Source organism: Aquipuribacter aurantiacus, assembly GCF_051216895.1.
GTDB lineage: Bacteria > Actinomycetota > Actinomycetes > Actinomycetales > JBBAYJ01 > Aquipuribacter.
The window spans coordinates 162,244-182,883 of sequence record NZ_JBPKAO010000005.1; the positions used below are offsets into that span (position 1 = coordinate 162,244).

A 20,640-nucleotide genomic window follows, 5' to 3' on the forward strand; every position below is an offset into this window, starting at 1 on the left:
GCGCGTGCGGCGCAGGCGCCTTTCGCGCCCCCCGCTCGGCTGAGTGTGATCATCCGGGGGCCCACGACTGCTCGTCTGCTGCCACGCTGGTTGCATGTCTGCAACCGGTGTCGACGTCGTCGCCTCGCCGTGGGGACCCTGGCGGGCACGGCTCATCCTCGTCGGGCTGATCAGCTGGCTCGGGGGCTGCAACTTCATGCTGCTCAACGTGTTCGACGAGGTCCGCTGGGTCTCCGGTTGGTTCGCCAGCGTGATCGGTCTGGGTCTCGCTGTTGCCACGCTGCTGAGCGCCCTGGTCAGACGCAACCCGACGCGCTGGTCCTTCCCGGGCACCGTCTTGGCGGTCCCACGGGCGGCGGGAGTGCCGGCCCGGGTGTACTTCACCGTGCTGGCGCTGTTGGCCGCAGGCATTCCGATTCTCATGGGTGTGTTCCTGCTGCGCCTGATCGCGGACTGAGGGGCTCCACCCCGAACCCCGGGTCTCCCCCCCCCGGAGTGCGGGGAAGCCTCAGGTGGTCGGCAGGACCGAAGTTCGCGCGCCCGTCGCTGGCCCCGAGTCATCATGACCACGTGGCGGGTGGAGCGTTCCGAATCGACGGGGTCGAGGTTGGAAAGGAGTGGTGCCGGCTCGTCCTCTTCGCAGTCGACCGGCCGAGTTTCGTAGCCCGAATGGGCAGTCTCGACCTACGACTACCGCGCGGCTGGCGCAAGACACGACCCGAACCTCTGATCGACCACACGTGCGGACTCGACGAGCTGGTCCACCTGTCGCCGATCGAGGACACTCTCCAGAGCTACGCCGGCTCGCTGGCGGCCCTCACCGCATTGCTGGCCGCCGCTCAGGAAGACCCCGAGCGAGGGCCGGCGTGGTGGCGCATCGAGCAGGCCGCACTCGGCGCGAAGGGCGTCGTGCGGTGCGAGGTGGACCACACCTAGCAAGTCCGGCGCCGGCACCTGGTCCACCGGTGACAGCAGAACTCGACAGCAACGCCCCCGCCAAACCGTGCACTCACGCGGCTGTTCTGACCGGATCGTTGCAGGTCAACGACCTGTACTTGCCCGGGACTCGCCGGCGCGCTGTGATCGGGCGGCTGCGGGTTCGAGTCCCACCGCCGGCTCCACCCCCTTGGGGTCGGCCGCCGTGGCTCAGGCCAGCTTCTTCACCACCGTGAGCAGCACCACGGAGTCCTCGCTCGCTGCCAGGCTGTGGCGTCGGTCCGGGACCACCAGCACGTCACCGGCGGCACCCTCGACCGACTCCTCGTCCGAGGCGAGCGTGACGCGGCCCTGCAGGACCTGGACCGTGGCCTCGCCGGGGCTCTCGTGCTCGTCGAGGCCGCGGCCGGCCGCCAGCGCGATGAGGGTCTGGCGCAGCGAGTGCTCGTGACCGCCGTAGACGGTGACGGCGCTTCGCCCGGCCGAGGCGTCGTGCGCCTTCGCCAGGTGCTCGGTGGCCAGGTCGGTCAGGGACAGGGCGGCGGTCATCGTCGGTCCTCACGTCGGGGGTGCACGGGCCCATCATCGGGCCGCGGTGAGGACCGGACGGGGGACCAAGGTCCATGGCCCTTCCCGTCGGGGGTGAGCGTGCGCCACCGGCCTTCACCCACCCGCCGGCGGGTCTGGACGCGCGCTGCCTACACCTGTATACAGGTGCATGTCAGATCCCATCAGCGTAGACAGGATCGAACGGATGAGTACAGCCGCTACCCGCGTCGCCGACGCGCTGCGCAACGACATCCTCGAGGGACGTCTGGGGCCCAGCTCGAAGCTGTCGCAGGTCCGGCTGGCTGAGCAGTACCGCTGCAGCCGCATCCCGGTCCGTGACGCCCTGCAGTCGCTGTCCGCGGAAGGTCTGGTCGACCTCGTGTCGGGCACGACCGCCGTGGTGCGCGGCATGTCCATCGACGAGCTGCAGGAGCTGTACGAGATGAGGCTGGCGCTGGAGCCCGTGGCGACGCGGCTCGGCGTCCCGAACATGGGGCGCGCCGCCCACCTGCGGATGCAGCACGAGTTCGACGTGATGGGCAGCACCGACGAGGCGCCGGTGTGGCTGCGGGCCAACGCCGCGTTCCACGCCGCCGTCTACATGCAGGCCAACCGACCGCGGATGGTCGAGCAGATCGAGCGGCTGCGCAAGCTCACCGACCGCTACCTGCTGCTGCACCTGGAGGTCATCGGTCAGACCGACCACCTCCAGCAGGAGCACGCCACGATCCTGGCCGCCGTCACCGCCGGCGACGCCACCCAGGCCGCCGAGGTCACCCGGGTCCACCTGGAGACCTCGCACGAGTTCATCCTGCGCTACCTGCTGGAGAACGCCGTCTCCCCGGACGGCGAGCACGCGCAGCTGAGCACCCGCACCGACTGACCGCTCCTGCCGGAGCGGCTGTTCTCAACGAGGAGGACCCCCGTGACACGTCACACCTGGACACCCCGCGCGGTCGTCGCCGCCACCGCGGTCGCCGCGCTCGCCCTCGCCGCCTGCGGGGGTGGCGCCGCAGCGTCGGAGGCCGAGGGCGGTGGCGACGACGTCGTCCGCTTCACGTTCGCGCCCGACCCCGTCTGGGACTACATCACCGACGAGGGGATCCTCGCCGAGATGGAGGAGGAGCGGGGCATGCGGGTCATCGCCTCCTCGACGTGGGACGAGTTCGGCATCTTCGCGGGCGGTCACGCCGACGTCGTGTCCACCGCGACCTACGAGATCCCGATCATCGAGGAGCAGACCGGTCGCGACACGCTGACCATCGGTCGCTACAACAAGGACCGCAGCGTCATCATCGCCCGCGCCGACAACCCGGCCGAGACGCTGGAGGACCTGCAGGGCGAGGACATCTCGGTGTTCACCGCGGTGTCGGCCACGCTGGTGTGGAGCGCCTACGCCCAGCAGATGCACGACGTCGACTTCCGCACCGGCGGTGGCGACTACAACCTCGTCGTCGCCGACCCGCAGAACCAGGCCGACCTGGTCGAGCGCGGCGAGGTGGCCGCCTGCGTCTGCCTCCCGGAGTTCGCGGCGCCCGGCCTGCGCAGCGGTGAGCTCAAGGTCCTCTACGACGGCCGGTCCTCCAGCGACCTGTACTCCGAGCTGGTGGTCGAGGGCCACGAGGGCCCGATGATCAACGTGTTCCTGGCCGGCAAGGACTGGGCCGAGTCGCACCCCGAGGAGGTCGAGTTCTTCCTCGACGTGTGGCAGCGCGGGCTGGAGGAGTGGGAGGCCAACCAGGCCACCATCATCGAGACCTACCCCCAGCACTTCGCCGTCGAGGAGCCCGAGGACGTCGCGTTCGTCCAGGAGTACGTCGCCGAGCACGACTGGTTCGTCGACGACGTCCGCTTCGACGAGGCCTGGGTCGAGGGCGAGTCCGGGATCTTCGACCTGCTCCAGGACACCGGCCACATGGACGAGGGCCAGGAAGCACCCGACTTCCTGACCTCGACGAGCTGACCCGCGTGGCCGCCGTCACCGAACGGCCGCCCGCCCGGTCGGAGGGTCACCCCTCCGACCGGGCGCCCCGGCCCGGTGTTCCCCCGTTCGTCCGCCGCCTCGGCTCGGTGCTGGTCGGCTACGTCGCCCTGCTGACGGTGTGGACGTTCTTCTCACTGGTCGTCTTCACCCCCTACGTCCTGCCCGCCCCGTGGACCGTCGCGGCGAAGATGTGGGAGCTGCTGCTCAGCGGCGCCGCCTTCGTCCACTTCGGGTCCTCCATCGGCAAGATCGTCGCCGGTTTCGCCCTCGGCGCGGTGCTGGGTGGACCAGTCGGTCTGCTCATGGGCCGCAGCCGCTACTGGACCAACTTCTTCACCCAGCCCGTCCTGGTCCTCGGCAACGTCCCCGGTCTGACGTACGCGGTCTTCGCCCTCATCCTGTTCGGCATCGGGGCCGTCGGGCCCGTGGTGGCGGTGGCGCTGGTCTCCATGCCGTACGTCGCGCTCAACGTGGCCGAGGGCGTCCGTGCCGTCGACCCGCGGCTGCTGCAGATGAGCACCGTGTACGGACGCAGCCACGCCGACGTCGTGCGTTCTGTCGTCGTCCCGACGGTCCTGCCCTTCCTGTTCGCCGCCCTGCGCTACGGCTTCGCCATGGCGTGGAAGGTCGAGGCCCTCACCGAGGTCTTCGGCGGCCGCAGCGGCATCGGCTTCATGATCCGGGCCGAGTACCAGGAGTTCTCGGTCACCGGGGTGCTCGCCTGGACCGCGTTCTTCGTCATCTTCATGCTGTTCATCGAGCGGGTCGTGCTCGCCCGGCTCGAGCAGCGTCTCTTCGCCTGGAGGGGGAGCCGCTGATGGCTGCCGACACCACGACCGCCCATGCCGGGGGCCCCGCGCCCGACACGACCCGACCCGGACGCGGGGGACTGCGCGAGTTCCTCGTCGGGCCGACCGGGGCCTCGCTGACGGCCTTCGTCGTCTTCCTGCTGGGCTGGGTGCTCCTCGGCCTGCTCTCCCGGACCTTCCCCGGTCCGCTCGAGGTCGTCGCCGCCATGGTGGCGGAGACGGTCGACGGGCAGGTGGCCGCCAACTTCCTGATCAGCATGCAGCGCTTCGGCATCGGCATGCTGCTCTCCGTCGTCATCGGCGTCGTGCTCGGCCTGGCCATCGGCACGTCGAGGATCGCCGCCGACGTCCTCGGTGACATCAACCTCACCGGCCTGGCGATCCCGGCCGTGATCTGGGCGCTGCTGTGCGTCATGTGGTTCGGCTTCGGCAACACGGCCCCGATCGTCACGGTCGTGCTGTCGGCGGTCCCGTTCGTCGCGGTCAACGTCGCGGCCGGCGCGGCGGCGATCCCCAAGGACCTCACCGAGATGAGCGCCTCGTTCGGTGTCGGGCGCCGGCGACGCACCCGGCACGTCGTGCTGCCCGCGGTCTCCGCCTACGTCTTCAACGGCATCCGGTTCGCGGTGATGTCGGGCTGGAACGGGCTGCTGCTGTCGGAGTGGTTCGGCGCCAGCGAGGGCGTCGGCTTCCGGGCCCGCTACTGGTACGACGCCAGCCGGATGCCGGGCTTCCTGGCCTGGGTCGTCCTGTTCATCGTGTTCATGCTCGTCCTGGACCGCTTCGTCCTCGAGCGCATCAGCCGTCGGGCCTTCGCCTGGCGCGACTCCGCCGACCTGCCTGCGCAGCGTGCCGCGGCCTGACGCCGCAGCGCCCACCGACCCCCGAACCGAGGAGCCACCATGGCCATCGTCTCCGTGCAGAACCTGACCAAGACCTTCCGCTCCGCGGGCGGCACCCAGACCGTCCTGGACGACATCAGCTTCGAGATCGCCGACCGGTCCTTCGTGTCGCTCGTGGGCCCGTCCGGCTGCGGCAAGACCACGCTGCTCAACATCATCAGCGGCGTCGACCACGCCAGCGACGGGGCGGTGCGCCACACCGCGGGCGACCACGAGGCGAAGCTCGCCTACGTCTTCCAGGAGCCGCGCCTGCTGCCGTGGCGCACGGTCGCGGACAACCTGATGTACGTCCAGCCGCAGGGCGACCCGCAGGCCCACGACCGGGTGATGGAGGCCCTCGAGCTCGTCGGCCTCGCGGACTCCGCCAAGAAGTGGCCCTCCCAGCTGTCCGGCGGGCAGCAGCAGCGCATCGGCATCGCCCGGGCGTTCAGCGTGCAGCCGGACGTGCTGCTCATGGACGAGCCGTTCAGCCACCTGGACGCCATCACGGCCCGCGGCCTGCGCGAGCACCTGCAGGAGCTCTGGGGCCGCACCCGCAAGACCGTCGTGTTCGTCACCCACGACGTGGGGGAGGCCGTGCAGCTGTCCGACCGGATCATCATGCTCGCCGGTGGCCACGTCGTGGAGGACCTCGCCATCGACCTGCCCCGTCCCCGGCGGGCCAGCGACTCCGACGTCGCCGTCCTGGAGTCGACCGTGCTGCGCCGCTTCGAGGAGCTCGAGGCCGCCCGCCGCACCCCCGCCATGAGCGCCCGAGCCTGAGGAGACGCACCGTCATGACCACCACCACCACCACCGGCAGTCCCGCCGAGGCCGGCGAGAGCCGACGGTCGGTCCAGGACGCCGTCCTACCCCCCTCGACCGACGGCGTGCAGCCCCACGTGCACGGTCTCCTGATCGACGGCCGCGACGTCGACGGTCACGGCGAGGTCCTCGAGCTCGTCAACCCGGCGACCGGTGCCGTCTTCGCGCGGGCCGCCTGCGCCGACGCCTCGGACGTCGACACCGCCGTCCGGGCCGCCCGGGCCGCCTTCGACCGCGGCGAGTGGCGGACGATGCCGATCCACGACCGCGCCCGGGTCACGAACCGCTTCGCCGACCTGCTCGCCGAGCACATGGAGGAGCTGTACCTGCTGGAGACGGTCAACAACGGCCGGCCCATCACGGAGACCAAGGCGCAGATCACCCGGCTGCCCGAGTGGTACCGCTACAACGCGGCCCTGCTGCTGGCCGACCGTGACTCCGTGGTGCCGATGTCCGGTCAGTACCACTCGTACACGTCGCGGTTCCCGATCGGCGTGGTGGGCATCCTGTCCAGCTTCAACCACCCGTTGATGATCGCGTCCAAGAGCCTCGCGCCGGCGCTGGCCACCGGCAACAGCGTGGTCCTCAAGCCGTCGGAGCAGACCCCGCTCACCGCGCTGCTGGTCGGGCGGCTGGCCCTGGAAGCCGGCATCCCCGCCGGTGTCCTCAACGTCGTCCCCGGGCTCGGCCCGGTCGCCGGCGCCGCCCTGGTGGAGCACCCGCTCGTCGCCAAGGCCGTGTTCACGGGTGGGACGGAGCCGGGTCGCGCCGTGGCCGTCGCCACCGCCCGCCGGTTCGCCAAGTCGACCGTCGAGCTCGGTGGCAAGAGCCCGGTGCTCGTCTTCGACGACATGGACCCCGACGTCGCCGCGCGCGGCACGGCGTTCGGCGGCTTCATCGGCGCCGGGCAGACCTGCATCGCCGGCACCCGGCTCATCGTGCAGCGCAGCATCCACGACGAGTTCGTCGAGCGCCTGGTCGCCCAGGCCGAGCGGATCGTCGTCGGCGACCCGTCGCTGCGAACCACGCAGCTCGGGCCCGTGATCTCCGAGCGGGCCCGCACCCGCATCCTCGACTACGTCCAGGTGGGCGTCGCCGAGGGGGCCACCCTGGCCACCGGTGGGCACCGCGTCGAGGTACCCGGGCTCGACGGCTACTTCGTCGCGCCGACCGTCCTCACGGGCGTGACCAACCAGATGCGGGTCGCCCGCGAGGAGATCTTCGGCCCCGTGCTGGTCGTCATCCCGTTCGAGGACGAGGACGAGGCCATCGCCATCGCCAACGACTCCGACTTCGGCCTGGGGTCGGGCATCTGGACCCGGGACGTCGCCCGGGCCCACCGCGTCGCGTCCCGCCTGGAGCAGGGCATCGTCTGGGTCAACGACCACCACCGCCTCGACCCGTCCAGCCCGTGGGGCGGGGTCAAGGACTCCGGCCACGGTCGTGAGGGCGGGTGGGAGTCCTTCCACGACTTCACGCACGTGCGGGCGGTCACCGTCCGCACGGCGGTCGACGACGTCGACTGGTACGCCGGCCGCGCGCAGGAACGGCTCAACTGATGACGACGCAGACCGACCCGCCGGCGACGGCCGTGGCCACCGTCAGGACCGCCCTGACCGTGCGGACCCAGGGCGCCGTGGTCACGGTCGAGCTCGACCTGCCGGACGGGCTGCTCCCGCTCGCGGCGGCCACCGAGCTCGCCCAGCTGCTCCGCCGCCCGCCGCAGGGGGCCCACGTGCTCGTCCTGCGCTCGGTGGGCGACGCCTTCTGCCTCGGCCGCGAGCGGACGGCGGCCACCGCCCACGAGCTGCCGGGCGAGGTCGACGTCCTCGTGGAGGTCAATGACGCGCTCGCCCGGTCCTCCCTGGTGACCGTGGCCGTCGTCGGCGGGGACGCGGCCGGGTTCGGGGTGGGTCTGGCCGCCCTGTGCGACGTGGCCGTGGCCGTGGACACCGCCCGGTTCTGCTTCCCGGAGGTCGGCATCGGTCTGGCCCCCACCCTGGTCCTGGCCTGGCTCGAGCGGGTCGTCGGCCGCCGGCAGGCGTTCTGGCTGACCGCCACCGGCGAGCAGGTGGACGCGGCCCGTGCGGTCGAGCTCGACCTGCTCAACGAGGCCGTGCCCGCCGCCGAGCTCGAGCAGGCGGTCCAGGCTCGCGTGCAGGCGCTGCTGCGGCACCGGCCGCGGGTCCACGCCGAGATCCGCGACATGCTGCGGGTCGCCGCGGGCCTCGACGCCCAGCAGGCCCACGAGCTGGCCCGTGACCGGCTCGTGGTCGGCTCGCTGCGGCGGGGCGGCTGAGGCGTGACCCCCGCAACCGTGACCGCGGGGCCCGCGTCGGACGTCCCGGTGGTGGACGCGCACGCGCACCTGCTGCCGCGTGAGGTGTGGGACCTGCCCCACACCGCGGCGGGCCTGCGGTCCGAGGGCGACCGCGTCCTGCTGGGCGCGTTCGACCTGGCCGTCACGCCCGCCCGGCTGGCGGAGGTGGACGTGCTGCTGGCCGACATGGACGCCCACGGCATCGACGTCCGCGTGGTGTCCCCGCCGCCGTACGCGTTCCCGGTGGGGGTCGAGGCCGCAGCGGCCGCGGACTGGTGCGCCCGGGTGAGCGCGGCCCTCGTGGCCGCGTGCGCCACCGCACCGGACCGGCTGGTGCCGTTCGGGTGCGTCCCGACCCAGCACGAGGACGAGGCCGTGAGCGCCGTCCGGGCCCTGCCGGGTCTCGGTGCGGCCGGCGTGGCCCTGCCGCCGCTGGTCGGTGACGTACCGGTCGGCGAAGGGCCGGGCGCCGCCACGGTGCTCGCGGCGGCCGCGCTCGGGCTGCCCGTGCTGCTGCACCCGATGCAGCAGCCAGGCCCCGGGCTGTCCGCGCACTACCTGCGCAACCTGCTCGGGAACCCGGTCGAGACCGCCGTCGGTCTCGCGTCGCTGCTGCTCGGCGGGCTGACCGCCACCCCGGGCCTGCGGGTGCTGGCCGTCCACGGCGGCGGCTGCGTCCCCGCGGTCGTCGGCCGGTGGGACCACGGTCGGCGGGTGCGGGGTGAGACCGGTGCCGGCCTGGGGGACGACCCGTCCCGGCTGCTGCTGAGCCACGAGGTGTACGCCGACCTGCTGACCCATGACGCCCGCACCGTCGCGACGACCACCGGCGCCTTCGGCGCCGACCACGTCGTGCTGGGTTCGGACTACCCGTTCGACATGGGCGACGCCGACCCGCTGACCACCGCCGTCCGCGCCGGGGTCGACGTGACCGCCACCACCCGCAACGCCCGCCGCTGGCTGGGCCTGCCGCTCGACACGACCCCTACCCCGACCGCACGCGCCCTGGAGGCCATGACATGACCAGCTCTGCACTCCGCGAGCACACCGACGACGTCCGCGACGGGCTGCCCGTCCGGGGCCACTGGCTGTCCGGGCAGGAGGTCGAGGGCCGCTCCGGGCGCACCCACGACGTCTACGACCCCGCGACCGGGCAGGTGGCCTCCCGCGTCGCGCTCGCGGACGACGCCGAGGTGGACACGGCGGTGGCGACGGCCGTCGCGGCCGGGGCCGAGTGGGGACGGCTGTCCCTGGGCCGGCGCAACAAGGTGCTGTTCCGCTTCCGCGAGCTGCTGGAGACCCACGCCGAGGACGTCGCCGCCGTCATCACCGCGGAGCACGGCAAGGTCCTCAGCGACGCCATGGGCGAGGTGTCCCGCGGGCTCGAGGTCGTCGAGTTCGCGTGCGGGCTGCCGAGCCTGCTCAAGGGCGAGGCCAACGAGAACGTGTCGACCCGCGTCGACATCCGCAGCCTGCGTCAGCCGCTCGGCGTGGTCGCGGTCATCACCCCGTTCAACTTCCCGGCCATGGTGCCGCTGTGGTTCCTGCCCGTGGCCATCGCCGCCGGCAACGCGGTCGTCCTCAAGCCCAGCGAGCGCGACCCGGGGGCCGCGCTCGTGCTGGCCCGGCTGTGGCAGCGCGCCGGTCTGCCCGACGGCGTCCTCACGGTGCTCAACGGTGACGTGCAGGCCGTCAACGGTCTGCTGGACCACCCCGACGTGGCCGCGGTGTCGTTCGTCGGGTCCACCCCGGTGGCGCGCGCGGTGTACGAGCGCGGCACCCGTGCCGGGAAGCGGGTGCAGGCCCTCGGCGGTGCCAAGAACCACATGGTCGTCCTGCCCGACGCGGACCTCGACCTGGCCGCGGACGCCGCCATCAACGCCGGGTTCGGCTCCGCGGGCGAGCGGTGCATGGCCATCTCGGCCGTCGTCGCGGTGGGTGGCGTGGGTGACGAGCTCGTGTCCCGCATCGCCGACCGCGCTCGCGGGCTGCGCACCGGTGACGGTCGGCGCGGCTGCGACATGGGTCCCCTGGTCACCGGGGAGCACCGCGACCGCGTCCGCGGCTACGTGGACGCCGGGGTCGAGGCCGGGGCCCGGCTCGTGGTGGACGGGCGCGACCCGGTGGTCGACGGTGCCCCCGACGGCTTCTGGCTCGGCCCGACCCTGTTCGACGCCGTCACCCCCGACATGACGATCTACACCGACGAGATCTTCGGCCCGGTGCTGTCGGTCGTCCGGGTGGACACGTTCGACGAGGCGCTCGACCTCGTCAACGCCAACCAGTACGGCAACGGCACGGCCGTGTTCACCAACGACGGCGGGGCCGCGCGCCGGTACACCGACGAGGTCCAGGTGGGCATGGTCGGCGTCAACGTGCCGATCCCGATCCCGATGGCCTACTTCTCCTTCGGGGGCTGGAAGGCGTCGCTGTTCGGCGACACCCACGCCCACGGCGTCGACGGGTTCAAGTTCTACACGCGCACCAAGGTCGTGACGACGCGGTGGCTGGACCCCAGCCACGCCGGTCTGGACCTGGGCTTCCCCACCAGCAGCTGATGCGGCGCAGGTGCAGGCCCGGTCGCGGGCCTGCACCTACCCAGGTCACCGGTCACGGCGGCGGGTCAGCTCCCACCGCCACCGGTGCCAGGGGCGGACGCCCCGCTGCCGGCGCCAGGTCGCGAACAGCCGCTGCAGTTCGCGGTCGACCACCGGCGGGGGGTGCACCGGTCGGAGCGAGGCGAGCAACGTGGCGACCCCGTCGGTGCGGAGTCGTCCCTCCCCGTGGGGGTCGGGGTCCGCGCCCACGTGGTCGGCGACGGCGGCGGCCAGCGCCGCGCGACCCGCGACCAGGAGCTCACGGCCCTGCGCGGCGGTGAGGCCGAGGGCGTCGAGCACCTCCCGCCAGGGCCAGGTCTCCACGTCGCGCAGCCACAGCACCTCGCGGACGTCCAGCGGCTGGGTGGCCATCACGTCCTCCAGCAGCTGCCAGCCGTCCGGACCCCACCGCCCGGACCAGCCGAGGCTGCCCCAGGGCACGGGGTCGGGCGACACCTCGGGACCGTCGGGCGCCCGCGCGGTCGGTGGGCCGAGGGCCGGTGCACGGGTGTGGGCCGCGGTCGCCGGGGCGGTCCCGGCGGCGCTGCTGCGCCAGGCCCGGCCGTAGGTGACGAAGATGCCGGTGACCCAGGCGCGCAGCGTGGTGTGCCAGGTGAACATGTCCAGGCCGGGCAGCGCCGTGGACCAGGTCTGCCGCAGCAACGCCCCCACCTGGTCCTCGGGCACGTACAACCGGGCCAGGCGCCTCATCGACGCGTCGTAGGAGTCGAGCACCTCGCCGAAGGCCTGCGTGCTCCCCAGCCGGAGCCCTTCGAACACGACCCCCTCGTCCTCCACCCGGACGAGGCTAGCCCGGGCCCCGGCGGGTGAGCCGGGGCCGACCGACCGGACACCCGGTCCCCACCGGTGGGTGCCGCTGCCGGACTCCTCGCCCCAGTGCGCACCGGGCCGGGGTCGGGTCGTTTCGCGGCGGGGGGCCCCGGGTACAGAGCGACCGATGACAGTCATCGGCCTCCACGCCTCCCACGAGCAGGTCCACCCCTCCGACCTGCTGCGCGCCGTGCAGCTCGCGGAGGAGGTGGGGTTCACCGGCGGCATGTCCAGCGACCACTTCTCGCCCTGGAGCGTGCGGCAGGGCCACTCCGGGTTCGCCTGGTCCTGGCTCGGCGCCGCGATGGCCAGCACCAGCCTGCCGTTCGGCGTGGTCAACGCCCCCGGGCAGCGGTACCACCCCGCCATCGTCGCGCAGGCGATGGCGACCCTGTCGGCCATGTTCCCGCAGCGGCTGTGGGTGGCCCTGGGCTCGGGTGAGAACGCCAACGAGCACATCACCGGGGGGGCGTGGCCGCGCAAGAGCGTGCGCAACCAGCGGCTCCTGGAGTGCGTGCAGGTCATCCGCGCGCTGCTCGCGGGCGAGGAGGTCAGCCACGACGGTCTCGTCACCGTCGACCGGGCCCGGCTGTGGACCCGGCCCGAGGTGCCGCCCGCGCTGATCGGTCCGGCCGTGACGCCGGAGACCGCTGCCTGGGTGGCCTCCTGGGCCGACGGCCTGGTCACCACCAACGCCTCGCACGACAGGCTCCGCACGATGGTCGACGCGTACCGGTCCAACGACGGGCCCGGCCCGCTGCGGCTGCAGGTCCACGTGTCGTGGGCGCCCACCGAGGACGAGGCCCTCGCCCTGGCCCACGACCAGTGGCGCACCAACGTGTTCGCCCCCCCGGTGTGCTGGGACCTGGAGACCGTCGAGCACTTCGACGAGGTCGGTGAGCAGGTGACGGAGTCGCAGCTCCGCGAGACGGTCCTGGTCTCCAGCGACCTGGCCCAGCACGCGGCCTGGTTGGCGGGCTTCGCCGAGCTCGGCTTCAGCGAGATCGCCGTCCACCACGTCGGCCGCGAGCAGGAGGCCTTCGTCGACGCCTACGGCGAGCACGTCCTGCCGCAGCTGGACGTCACCCGCGCCGAGCCGGTCGTCCCGGCCCGCACCACGGCCGGCGGCGGCACCACGGACTCCCGGGAGCTGCTGACGTGAGCACCTCGGCCCGGGCCGACATGTGGTGGAAGAGCGCGGTCCTGTACTGCCTGGACGTCGAGACCTTCGCCGACGGCGACGGCGACGGCACGGGCGACTTCCACGGGCTCACCCGGCGGCTGGACCACCTGGCCGACCTGGGCGTCACCTGCCTGTGGCTGATGCCGTTCTACCCGACGGCCGAGCGGGACGACGGCTACGACATCACCGACTTCTACGGCGTGGACCCGCGCCTCGGCACCCTCGGTGACGTGGTGCCCTTCGTCCGGATGGCCCGCGACCGGGGGATGCGCGTCATCGTCGACCTGGTCGTCAACCACACCTCCGCCGACCACCCCTGGTTCCGCTCCGCCCTGCAGGGCAAGGACGCGCCGTTCCGCGACTACTACGTCTGGCGGGACACCGAGCCGGAGGACACGTCCGCCGAGGTCGTGTTCCCCGACCAGGAGGGCGGCATCTGGACCCTCGACGAGGCGTCCGGCGAGTGGTACCTGCACCGCTTCTACTCCCACCAGCCCGACCTGAACGTCGCCAACCCGGCCGTCCGGGACGAGATCACCAAGATCATGGGGTTCTGGCTGGAGCTGGGGGTGTCCGGGTTCCGCGTCGACGCCGTGCCCTACCTGATCGAGACCAGGGGCATGAGCGCCGAGGACGCCGAGCAGCTGTCCGAGCCGCACGACCTCCTGCGGGACCTGCGGGAGTTCCTCGCGCTGCGCCACGGCGAGGCGATCCTGCTGGGTGAGGTCAACCTGCCCCGTCCCGAGCAGCTGGAGTTCTTCGGCGGCGCCGACGGCGACGAGCTGGACATGCAGTTCGACTTCGTCGCCATGCAGCAGATGTACCTGTCGCTGGCCCGCTCCGACGCCCGTCCGCTGGCGCGGTCGCTGGCCGAGCGGCCCCGGACCGCGGCGCGCTCGCAATGGGCGACGTTCGTGCGCAACCACGACGAGCTCACCCTGGACAAGCTGGACGCCAACGAGCGGCAGGAGGTGTTCGACGCCTTCGGACCGGAGCCGGAGCACCAGCTGTTCGGCCGCGGGCTGCGCCGTCGGCTGCCGTCGATGCTGGGCGAGGAGCCGGGCGGCGACCAGCGCCGGACCCGGATGGTCTACAGCCTGCTGTTCAGCCTGCCCGGCACACCGGTGCTGTTCTACGGCGAGGAGATCGGCATGGGTGAGAACCTCGCCGCCGACGACCGGCAGGCCGTCCGCACCCCGATGCAGTGGACCAGCGGCGTCAACGGCGGCTTCTCGACCGCCGCCGAGGATGCCCTGCCCAACCCCGTCGTCGCCGGGGCCTGGTCGCCGAAGCACGTGAACGTGGCCGCCCAGCAGGACGACCCGGACTCGCTGCTGACGTTCGTGTCGCACCTGGCCCGGCGCTACCGGCAGAGCCCCGAGCTCGGCTGGGGCGAGCTGGAGGTCCTCGACCAGCCGCACCACCACGTGCTGGCCCACGTCGTCCGCCACCGGGGCGCGGTCCTGCTGGCGCTGCACTCCTTCGCCGACGAGCCCGTCGAGGTGGCCGTGACGTTCGCGCAGGACGAGCACGACGGGTCCCTGGTGGACCTGCTCGCCGGGGACGAGGTCCGGGTGTCCGCGGACGGTTCCGCGACCGTCCCGCTGGCGGGCTACGGGTACCGGTGGCTCCGGCTGCGTACCCCGGCGGACCACCGGCTGCGCTGAACGACGCCCGGTCGGTCGATGGGCCGGTGACGGCTGCGGCATGATCACGGGGGTGGGCAGCCCCTCGACGGCCACGGCCGTGCGCGAGCCCCTGCCCCGCCCGGTCTGGGTGCTGGGTGCGGTGGCGTTCGTCGTCGCCCTGGGGTTCGGCATCGTGGTGCCCGCGATCGCCCTGTACGCCGACGGCTTCGGCGTGGGGCGGACCGCCGTCGGCCTGGCCGTGAGCGCGTTCGCGTTCTTCCGCTTCGTCAGCGGGCCGGCCGGAGGGCGGTTGGTGGCCCGCTACGGCGAGCGTCCCGTCCTGGTCGGCGGCTGCCTCGTCGTGGCCGTCACCAGCGGTGCGGCCGGGTTCGCCCCCAGCTTCGTGGTGTTCGTCCTGCTGCGGGCCGCGGGCGGGGCCGGTTCGGCCGCGTTCACCATCGCCGCCCTCACCCTGCTGCTGCGTGTCGCCCCGGCGGCGTCGCGGGGCCGGGCCACCGCGACGTTCCAGGGCGGGTTCCTGCTCGGGGGCACGGTCGGCCCGGGCTTCGGCGGGCTGCTCACCGACGTCGCCGTGTGGCTGCCCTTCGTCACCTACGCCGGGTTCCTCGCCGTCGCGGCGACCGTCGCGCGGCTGGGTCTGCCCGCGCCGCCGGCCCGGGACACCCAGGCGGTACCGGCGGCGCTGCCCCTGGGCGAACGGCTCGCCGAGACCCGTCGCATGATCGCCCACCCGGTGTTCCTCGTCGCCCTGGTGGCCAACCTCGGGGTCGGCTGGATGCTCTTCGGGGTGCGCAACTCGCTGGTGACGCTGTACGTGGTGGACCTGGGCGGCACGGCGACCGTGGCCGGTGTGGTGCTGCTGCTCGGCGCGCTCGCCCAGGGCCTGACCCTGCGGTTCGCCGGTGGGCTGGCCGACACCCGGGGCCGCCGCCCCGCCATCGTCCTGGGCTCCTGGCTGGGCGCGGCCTTCGTCGGGCTGCTCGCGGTACCGGTGACCGGCACGGTCGGGCTCGTGGTCGCGGGGGTGGCGATGGCGGGCTTCGGGGCCGGTGCCGCGTTCCTCGCCAGCGCCCCGGGTGCGCTGGTCGGTGACCTGGGCCGGACCGGGGCCCGCGTCGCCGTGTTCCAGATGGCCAGCGACCTCGGCGCCATCTGCGGACCGCTCGCCGCCGGCGCCCTGGCCGACGGCAGCGGCTACCCGCTCGCGTTCGCGGTGAGTGCCGTCGTGGTGTCGCTCGCCGGGTTCGCCGCGCTGCGGATGCCGGAGACCGCTCCCGGCCGCAGCTGAACGGGGCCGCCGTCCGTGCCCCACGGCCGGGCGGGGCCGTCGTCCGTCAGCGGGGTCGGGGCGCGGCGCCGGGGCCGGCGAGAAGGTCGGCCACGGCGGCCGCGGACGCCGGGCCGGCGCCGTGGGCGCGGACCAGCGCCCCGGCCGGCGGCACCGGGGTCGCCTCCGCGGGCCAGCCCAGGTCGACCAGCACGGTGTCGGGCCGGTGCCGCAGCACGGCGGCCAGCCAGCGGCGCACGTCGGGGGAGCGGTGGCTGTCGCGGCACACGACGACCAGCGGTCGACCCGCGCCGCCCGCGAGCACGGCGGCGGGGTCCGACGACGGCAGGGCGTCGCACCCGGTGACCCCGTCGACGCGCTCCTGCAGCGGTCCCAGCAGCCCCCACGGGACCTCGCCCACGGCGGCGTTGGCCCGGTCCACCAGCCTCACGACCACGGCCCCGGCCACCGGGGGGACCTGCCCGCTCACCCGGGTCGCCGTCCAGGCGGCCGTGGTGACGGCGGCCCGCGCGGCCGCCTCCGCCTGCGGGGTCCGGCGGGTGGGCGACCTGCGCTCGCGTCGCTGCCGCGCGCGGTGGCCCAGCGCCGACACCCGGCCCGCCGCCTCGACGAGGCGCTCCTGCTCGAGCCGGCCGTCGCCCACCGCCCGTACGACGGCGTCGACGACCCGGTGCACCCGGTCCCGGTCCCAGTCCGCGCCCAGGCAGAGCAGGTCCGCCCCCGCGGTCAACGACGCGACCGCCGCGGCCTCGACCGACCCGTGCGCCTGAGGACCGCTCACCCCGGCCATGTCCAGCGCGTCGGTGACCACGACGCCGTCGAAACCGAGCTCGTCCCGCAGCAGGGACGTGGTGCGGGCGCTGGTGGACGCCGGGTGGTCCGGGTCCAGCGCCGGCACCCGGACGTGGGCCGTCATCAGGGCCTCCGCGCCGGCCGCGACGGCCGCGGCGAACGGCAGCAGCTCGCGCGCCCGCAGCAGCTCCAGCGGGACGTCCAGCACCGGTGCCTGCACGTGGGAGTCCTGACGGGTGTCGCCGTGGCCGGGGAAGTGCTTGACGCAGGCCGCCACCCCCGCGTCCATCAGCCCTCGTACCGCGGCGGTGCCGTGGTGCTCGACGTCCGTCGGGTCGGCCCCGAAGCTCCTGCTGCCGATGACGGGGTTGTCGGCGGCGCTGTTGACGTCCAGCACCGGGGCCAGGTCGAGGTCGACGCCCACCGCCGCCAGCCGCTCGCCGAGGTCGGCGTGGACCCGTCGGGTCAGGTCGACGTCGGCCGCGGCCCCGAGCACCGCGGCGCCGACGGTGCGGCTGCCGACGTGCTGGTCGAGCCGGGTGACGTCACCGCCCTCCTCGTCCAGGGCCACCAGGCAGTCGGGTCGGGCGGCGTGCACCTGCGCGACCAGGTCGGCGGCCTGCTGGTCGTCCCCGGTCAGGTTGGAGCCGAACAGGCACACCGAGCCCAGCCCGTCGGCGAGGTCCTGCGCCACCCACGCCGGCAGCGCCGTGCCCTCGAAGCACCCCATGAGCACACCCAGCGCCAGCCGTCGGAGGCTGCTCGTCGCCTCGACCCGGTGCACCTGCTCGACGTCGTCCACGGGGCCAGGATGCCTCCTCCGGTGCCTGTCGGAGGTCGCTGCCACGCTGCCCGGCATGGGGCACCGACGCATGTACGACGAGGACGACCCGCTGCTCGCCCGTACCCGCAGCGTCTGCCTGGCGCTGCCGGAGACCAGCGAGAAGGAGTCCCACGGGCGGCCCACCTTCTTCGCCGGTCGGCGGGTCTTCGCGCAGCTCGGCATCGCCGGCGAGGGCGACACCCGCCTGGTGGTCCGCCCGGACGGGACCGACCGCGAGGCCCTGCTGCACCACCCGCGGGCGTCGGTGCCGCCGTACTACGGCCCGAGCGGGTGGCTGGCGTTCGAGCTGCGGCCGTTGCCCGGGCAGGCCGACGCGGACTGGGAGGAGCTGGCCGAGCTCGTCGAGGACTCCTACCGGCAGGTCGCGCTGGTCCGGATGCTCCGGGTCCTCGACGCCCGCGGGTGAGGGAGCAGGCACGATGGGTGGGTGTCCGCCCTGCGCTCGCTCGCCGCCCTGCTCGTCGTCCTCGTCCTGCTCGGGGGCGTCGCCCTGGGGGCTGAGTGGTTCGCCCGGGGGCAGGTCGAGGCCGTGGTCGCCGAGCAGGTCGAACGTCAGCTGCGGCAGGCGAGCGACGACGGGGCCGGGTTCGGGGACGTCACGGCCGACGTCGAGGGCCTGGCCCTCGTGGCCCTGGTGACCGGTCGGTTCGAGGGGATCCGGGTGACCGCCTCCGACGGTGTCGTCGAGGGCGTGCCGGTGGAGGGGTTGCTGCTGGACGCCACCGGGGTGTCGACGAACGGGCGGTCCGTCCGCGGCCTCGACGCCACCCTCCGGCTGGACGCCGCGACCGCCGTCGCGTCCCAGCTGGACCCCGCCCTGGCCGAGGCCGTCACCGGGTCCGCGGTGGCGGTCCCGCCGGACCGGGTCCGGGTGAGCGCGCCCTACGAGCTCCCGCTCCTGGGTGAGGTGCCCGTGGAGGTCGAGGTGCTCGTCCGGGTCGGCGACGGCGGCCTGGTGGTCGAGCCGGTCAGCGCCGTCGCGGCCGGGCTCGACGTCGACCTGACCGGCACCGACCTGCTGCCCAGCTACGGCATCGCCGCCGACCAGCTGCCCGTCGGGCTCCGGGTGGACACCGTCGAGGTGGTGGACGACGCCGGACGCCCGGTCGTCGTGGCGCAGCTGTCGTGCGCCACGGGCTGCTCGTTCGGCTGAGCCGCCTGCCCCGTCAGCGGGCCAGTCGCATGGTGGACCAGCCGACGCCGATCTGGCGGGAGCCGCGGAAACCGCCGTTGCCGGTGCTGGGGTACAGCCGCAGGGTCCCGGTGCTGGTCACGGCGAGCAGGTCGGGTCGGCCGTCGCCGTCGAAGTCGCCCGGGCCCAGCAAGGAGGCCATGGTGGCCCAGCCGCTGCCGACCTGGACCCGGCCGGACAGGAACCGGCCCTGCCCGTTGCCGCGGTACAGCCACAGCCGCCCGTCGGCGCCGCGGGCGATGACGTCGGGGCGGCGGTCGGTGTCGAAGTCCCCGGCGACGGAGACCAGGTCGACCTGGCCCCAGCCCTGCCCGACCTGCGAGGCCCTGAGGAACCCGCCCCGGCCGTTGCCGGGGTACAGCCACATCGTGCCGTCGGTGCGGCGGGCCAGCAGGTCGTTGGTGCCGTCGCCGTTGAAGTCGCTGGGCGACAGCAGCGCGTCGAAACCGCCCCAGCCCTGCCCGATCCTCACCGAGCCGAGCCAGCCGCCCCTGCCGTTGCCGCGGTACAGCCACAGCGACCCGTCGGCGGGGTTGCGGGCGATCAGGTCGCCGCGGCGGTCGCCGTCGAAGTCCCCGACCTGCACCAGCAGGTCACGTGCGCCGAACCCCACCCCGACCTGACGCCGGCTCGAGAAGCCGGTCCCGGTCCCGGGGTACAGCCACAGCCGTCCGGCCCCGTCCACGCCCAGCACGTCCGCACGGCCGTCACCGCTCAGGTCCCGCGGCAGCCCCGGCAGCCGCGTCGGCGCCGGCGCCGGCGGGGCCGGCGGGACCGGGCAGGCCCCGTCGACCGCCAGCAGCGCGGCGACCGGCGCGATGCGGCCGTGCCCGGACCGGGTGTCGGTCCCCGCCGCCTCGATGTCGACCGCCGTGCAGGTCAGTGCGCGACGGATCGACGCCACGGACGCGGTCGGGCTCGCCGACCGCAGCAGGGCTGCCGTCGCGGCGACGTGCGGGGTCGCCATCGAGGTGCCGCTGTACCAGTCGTACCCGCCGTCGAGGACGGTGGAGACGATCTCGTCACCGGGCGCCGCCACGGCCACGTAGGGGTGCCGGCTCGACCACGACGGCACCCGGTCGTCGATGTCGCTGGCGGCCACGGCGATGACCCCGGCGGTGGCCGCCGGGTACTGCACGGGGTTGCCGACGTCCCCGGCGTTGCCGGCCGCCGCCACGACCACGACCCCCTCGCCGAGGGCGTACTCGACCGCTTCCGCCACCCACGGGTCGTCGTAGTCGCTCGACAGCGACAGGTTGATGACGTCGACCCCGTAGAGCGCGGCCTCGACCACCGCGTCGGCCACGTCCGAGGAGTACCCCTCGCCGTTCTCGTCCAGCACCCGCAGCGGCAGCACCTGGCTGCCGGGGGCCAGACCCACGACACCGATGCCGTTGCCCGGGACCGCGGCGACGACGCCGGCGACGTGCGTGCCGTGGCCGTCGCGGTCGGCCCAGCCGTCCCCGCCGGCCTCGACCCAGTCCGCGCCGGGCAGCACCCGTCCGGTCAGGTCGGGATGGGTGCCGTCCACGCCGGAGTCGATGACGGCCACGACGGTGCCGTCGCCCCGGCTGCTGGACCAGACGTGCTCGGCCCGCAGCGTCCCCATGCCCCACTGCTCGACCCGGAGGGGGTCGGTGCTGACCGCGTGGTCGGCCGTCCGCACGACCGAGTCCAGCCCCAGGGACACCACGTCGTCGTCCGCCGCCCGCTGCACGAGCAGGTCCTCGGCGGCCGACGGGTCGGCGGCGGTCTCCACCGTCACGACCGGGCGGTCGTCGTCCAGCTCGACGGACACGACGCGGACCTCGCCGTCGTCGGGCAGGTCGGCGACCGCGGCGGTGACCCGCTCGTCCACCGGCGGGGCGACCGGGACGGTGGCGCCGGCGGGACCGGTCAGCGTCACGACGAGCACGGCCCCGGTCAGGGCGGAGACCACCGGGCGACAACCGCGGGGAAG

Annotated in this window: 20 protein-coding genes; 16 read left to right on the forward strand and 4 right to left on the reverse strand. The window is 73.9% G+C overall.

Annotated elements, in window-relative coordinates; genetic code table 11:
* The first annotated feature begins 94 nt into the window (after window positions 1–94).
* On the forward strand, window positions 95–457 hold the full coding sequence (locus ACR80Q_RS08985) for a hypothetical protein (RefSeq protein ID WP_435377260.1): 363 nt from the start codon (window positions 95–97) through the stop codon (window positions 455–457).
* A gap of 212 nt (window positions 458–669) precedes the next feature.
* A complete protein-coding gene (locus tag ACR80Q_RS08990) occupies window positions 670–936 on the forward strand; it encodes a hypothetical protein (protein ID WP_435377261.1) in 267 nt (88 codons plus the stop codon).
* A 210-nt stretch (window positions 937–1,146) separates the two neighbouring features.
* Here the strand turns inward: ACR80Q_RS08990 and ACR80Q_RS08995 are convergent, their stop codons facing one another.
* Window positions 1,147–1,485, reverse strand: a complete 339-nt coding sequence (locus ACR80Q_RS08995; RefSeq protein WP_435377262.1) for a cupin domain-containing protein — start codon at window positions 1,483–1,485, stop codon at window positions 1,147–1,149.
* Window positions 1,486–1,690: 205 nt separating this feature from the next.
* Between ACR80Q_RS08995 and ACR80Q_RS09000 the strand changes: the two genes are divergently transcribed.
* Genes ACR80Q_RS09000 through ACR80Q_RS09040 form a run of 9 tightly spaced genes read left to right on the forward strand, consistent with a single transcriptional unit; the run spans window position 1,691 to window position 10,862 of the window.
* Window positions 1,691–2,368: a GntR family transcriptional regulator gene (locus ACR80Q_RS09000; protein WP_435377263.1), complete on the forward strand. Its 678-nt coding sequence runs from the start codon at window positions 1,691–1,693 to the stop codon at window positions 2,366–2,368.
* A 42-nt stretch (window positions 2,369–2,410) separates the two neighbouring features.
* On the forward strand, window positions 2,411–3,448 hold the full coding sequence (locus tag ACR80Q_RS09005; RefSeq protein ID WP_435377264.1) for an ABC transporter substrate-binding protein: 1,038 nt from the start codon (window positions 2,411–2,413) through the stop codon (window positions 3,446–3,448).
* Window positions 3,449–3,453: 5 nt separating this feature from the next.
* Window positions 3,454–4,287 (forward strand): ABC transporter permease, encoded by an 834-nt coding sequence (locus ACR80Q_RS09010; protein ID WP_435377265.1) that lies wholly within the window; start codon window positions 3,454–3,456, stop codon window positions 4,285–4,287.
* Window positions 4,287–5,141, forward strand: coding sequence for an ABC transporter permease (locus tag ACR80Q_RS09015; RefSeq protein ID WP_435377266.1), 855 nt, complete (start codon window positions 4,287–4,289; stop codon window positions 5,139–5,141). Before ACR80Q_RS09010 ends, ACR80Q_RS09015 begins: the two co-directional genes overlap by 1 nt.
* A gap of 39 nt (window positions 5,142–5,180) precedes the next feature.
* Window positions 5,181–5,942, forward strand: a complete 762-nt coding sequence (locus ACR80Q_RS09020) for an ABC transporter ATP-binding protein (RefSeq protein ID WP_435377267.1) — start codon at window positions 5,181–5,183, stop codon at window positions 5,940–5,942.
* A 14-nt stretch (window positions 5,943–5,956) separates the two neighbouring features.
* Window positions 5,957–7,543 carry an aldehyde dehydrogenase gene (locus ACR80Q_RS09025; RefSeq protein WP_435377268.1) on the forward strand — a complete coding sequence of 529 codons (1,587 nt, stop codon included), beginning with the start codon at window positions 5,957–5,959 and terminating at the stop codon, window positions 7,541–7,543.
* Window positions 7,543–8,283 carry an enoyl-CoA hydratase/isomerase family protein gene (locus ACR80Q_RS09030; RefSeq protein ID WP_435377269.1) on the forward strand — a complete coding sequence of 247 codons (741 nt, stop codon included), beginning with the start codon at window positions 7,543–7,545 and terminating at the stop codon, window positions 8,281–8,283. The genes ACR80Q_RS09025 and ACR80Q_RS09030 overlap by 1 nt, the downstream gene beginning before the upstream one ends.
* Window positions 8,284–8,301: 18 nt before the next feature.
* Window positions 8,302–9,327 carry an amidohydrolase family protein gene (locus ACR80Q_RS09035; RefSeq protein WP_435377270.1) on the forward strand — a complete coding sequence of 342 codons (1,026 nt, stop codon included), beginning with the start codon at window positions 8,302–8,304 and terminating at the stop codon, window positions 9,325–9,327.
* The gene (locus ACR80Q_RS09040) at window positions 9,324–10,862 is read left to right on the forward strand and encodes a CoA-acylating methylmalonate-semialdehyde dehydrogenase (RefSeq protein WP_435377271.1); all 1,539 of its coding nucleotides are present in this window, start codon (window positions 9,324–9,326) and stop codon (window positions 10,860–10,862) included. The genes ACR80Q_RS09035 and ACR80Q_RS09040 overlap by 4 nt, the downstream gene beginning before the upstream one ends.
* A 45-nt stretch (window positions 10,863–10,907) precedes the next feature.
* Here ACR80Q_RS09040 and ACR80Q_RS09045 read toward each other — a convergent pair whose 3' ends face one another.
* Window positions 10,908–11,699 (reverse strand): RNA polymerase sigma factor, encoded by a 792-nt coding sequence (locus ACR80Q_RS09045; RefSeq protein WP_435377272.1) that lies wholly within the window; start codon window positions 11,697–11,699, stop codon window positions 10,908–10,910.
* A 160-nt stretch (window positions 11,700–11,859) separates the two neighbouring features.
* On the opposite strand from ACR80Q_RS09045, the gene ACR80Q_RS09050 reads away from it, so the two are divergent.
* From ACR80Q_RS09050 to ACR80Q_RS09060, 3 genes are read left to right on the forward strand one after another with little or no spacing between them, the layout of a single operon-like run.
* On the forward strand, window positions 11,860–12,894 hold the full coding sequence (locus ACR80Q_RS09050; RefSeq protein WP_435377273.1) for a TIGR03885 family FMN-dependent LLM class oxidoreductase: 1,035 nt from the start codon (window positions 11,860–11,862) through the stop codon (window positions 12,892–12,894).
* Window positions 12,891–14,582, forward strand: a complete 1,692-nt coding sequence (locus ACR80Q_RS09055) for an alpha-amylase family protein (protein WP_435377274.1) — start codon at window positions 12,891–12,893, stop codon at window positions 14,580–14,582. Before ACR80Q_RS09050 ends, ACR80Q_RS09055 begins: the two co-directional genes overlap by 4 nt.
* Before the next feature lie 52 nt (window positions 14,583–14,634).
* Entirely contained in the window at window positions 14,635–15,852 is a 1,218-nt protein-coding gene (locus ACR80Q_RS09060) for an MFS transporter (RefSeq protein ID WP_435377275.1), read from the forward strand.
* A gap of 46 nt (window positions 15,853–15,898) precedes the next feature.
* Here ACR80Q_RS09060 and ACR80Q_RS09065 read toward each other — a convergent pair whose 3' ends face one another.
* Complete coding sequence (locus ACR80Q_RS09065) at window positions 15,899–17,446, reverse strand: glycoside hydrolase family 3 N-terminal domain-containing protein (RefSeq protein WP_435377276.1); 1,548 nt, start codon at window positions 17,444–17,446, stop codon at window positions 15,899–15,901.
* A gap of 55 nt (window positions 17,447–17,501) precedes the next feature.
* Here ACR80Q_RS09065 and ACR80Q_RS09070 point away from each other — a divergent pair, with 55 nt between their 5' ends.
* Window positions 17,502–17,894, forward strand: coding sequence for an MmcQ/YjbR family DNA-binding protein (locus tag ACR80Q_RS09070; RefSeq protein WP_435377277.1), 393 nt, complete (start codon window positions 17,502–17,504; stop codon window positions 17,892–17,894).
* A 21-nt stretch (window positions 17,895–17,915) separates the two neighbouring features.
* Window positions 17,916–18,641: a hypothetical protein gene (locus ACR80Q_RS09075; RefSeq protein WP_435377278.1), complete on the forward strand. Its 726-nt coding sequence runs from the start codon at window positions 17,916–17,918 to the stop codon at window positions 18,639–18,641.
* A gap of 13 nt (window positions 18,642–18,654) precedes the next feature.
* Here the strand turns inward: ACR80Q_RS09075 and ACR80Q_RS09080 are convergent, their stop codons facing one another.
* Complete coding sequence (locus tag ACR80Q_RS09080) at window positions 18,655–20,619, reverse strand: S8 family serine peptidase (RefSeq protein ID WP_435377279.1); 1,965 nt, start codon at window positions 20,617–20,619, stop codon at window positions 18,655–18,657.
* Between the last annotated feature and the right edge of the window lie 21 nt (window positions 20,620–20,640).

Excerpts from the sequence above, each read along its gene's own strand:
- ACR80Q_RS08985 (WP_435377260.1), top strand. The coding sequence starts at position 95 with ATGTCTGCAACCGGTGTCGACGTCGTCGCCTCGCCGTGGGGACCCTGG.
- ACR80Q_RS08990 (WP_435377261.1), top strand. The coding sequence starts at position 670 with ATGGGCAGTCTCGACCTACGACTACCGCGCGGCTGGCGCAAGACACGA.
- ACR80Q_RS08995 (WP_435377262.1), bottom strand. The coding sequence starts at position 1,485 with ATGACCGCCGCCCTGTCCCTGACCGACCTGGCCACCGAGCACCTGGCG.
- ACR80Q_RS09000 (WP_435377263.1), top strand. The coding sequence starts at position 1,691 with ATGAGTACAGCCGCTACCCGCGTCGCCGACGCGCTGCGCAACGACATC.
- ACR80Q_RS09015 (WP_435377266.1), top strand. The coding sequence starts at position 4,287 with ATGGCTGCCGACACCACGACCGCCCATGCCGGGGGCCCCGCGCCCGAC.
- ACR80Q_RS09020 (WP_435377267.1), top strand. The coding sequence starts at position 5,181 with ATGGCCATCGTCTCCGTGCAGAACCTGACCAAGACCTTCCGCTCCGCG.
- ACR80Q_RS09025 (WP_435377268.1), top strand. The coding sequence starts at position 5,957 with ATGACCACCACCACCACCACCGGCAGTCCCGCCGAGGCCGGCGAGAGC.
- ACR80Q_RS09030 (WP_435377269.1), top strand. The coding sequence starts at position 7,543 with ATGACGACGCAGACCGACCCGCCGGCGACGGCCGTGGCCACCGTCAGG.
- ACR80Q_RS09040 (WP_435377271.1), top strand. The coding sequence starts at position 9,324 with ATGACCAGCTCTGCACTCCGCGAGCACACCGACGACGTCCGCGACGGG.
- ACR80Q_RS09050 (WP_435377273.1), top strand. The coding sequence starts at position 11,860 with ATGACAGTCATCGGCCTCCACGCCTCCCACGAGCAGGTCCACCCCTCC.
- ACR80Q_RS09070 (WP_435377277.1), top strand. The coding sequence starts at position 17,502 with ATGGGGCACCGACGCATGTACGACGAGGACGACCCGCTGCTCGCCCGT.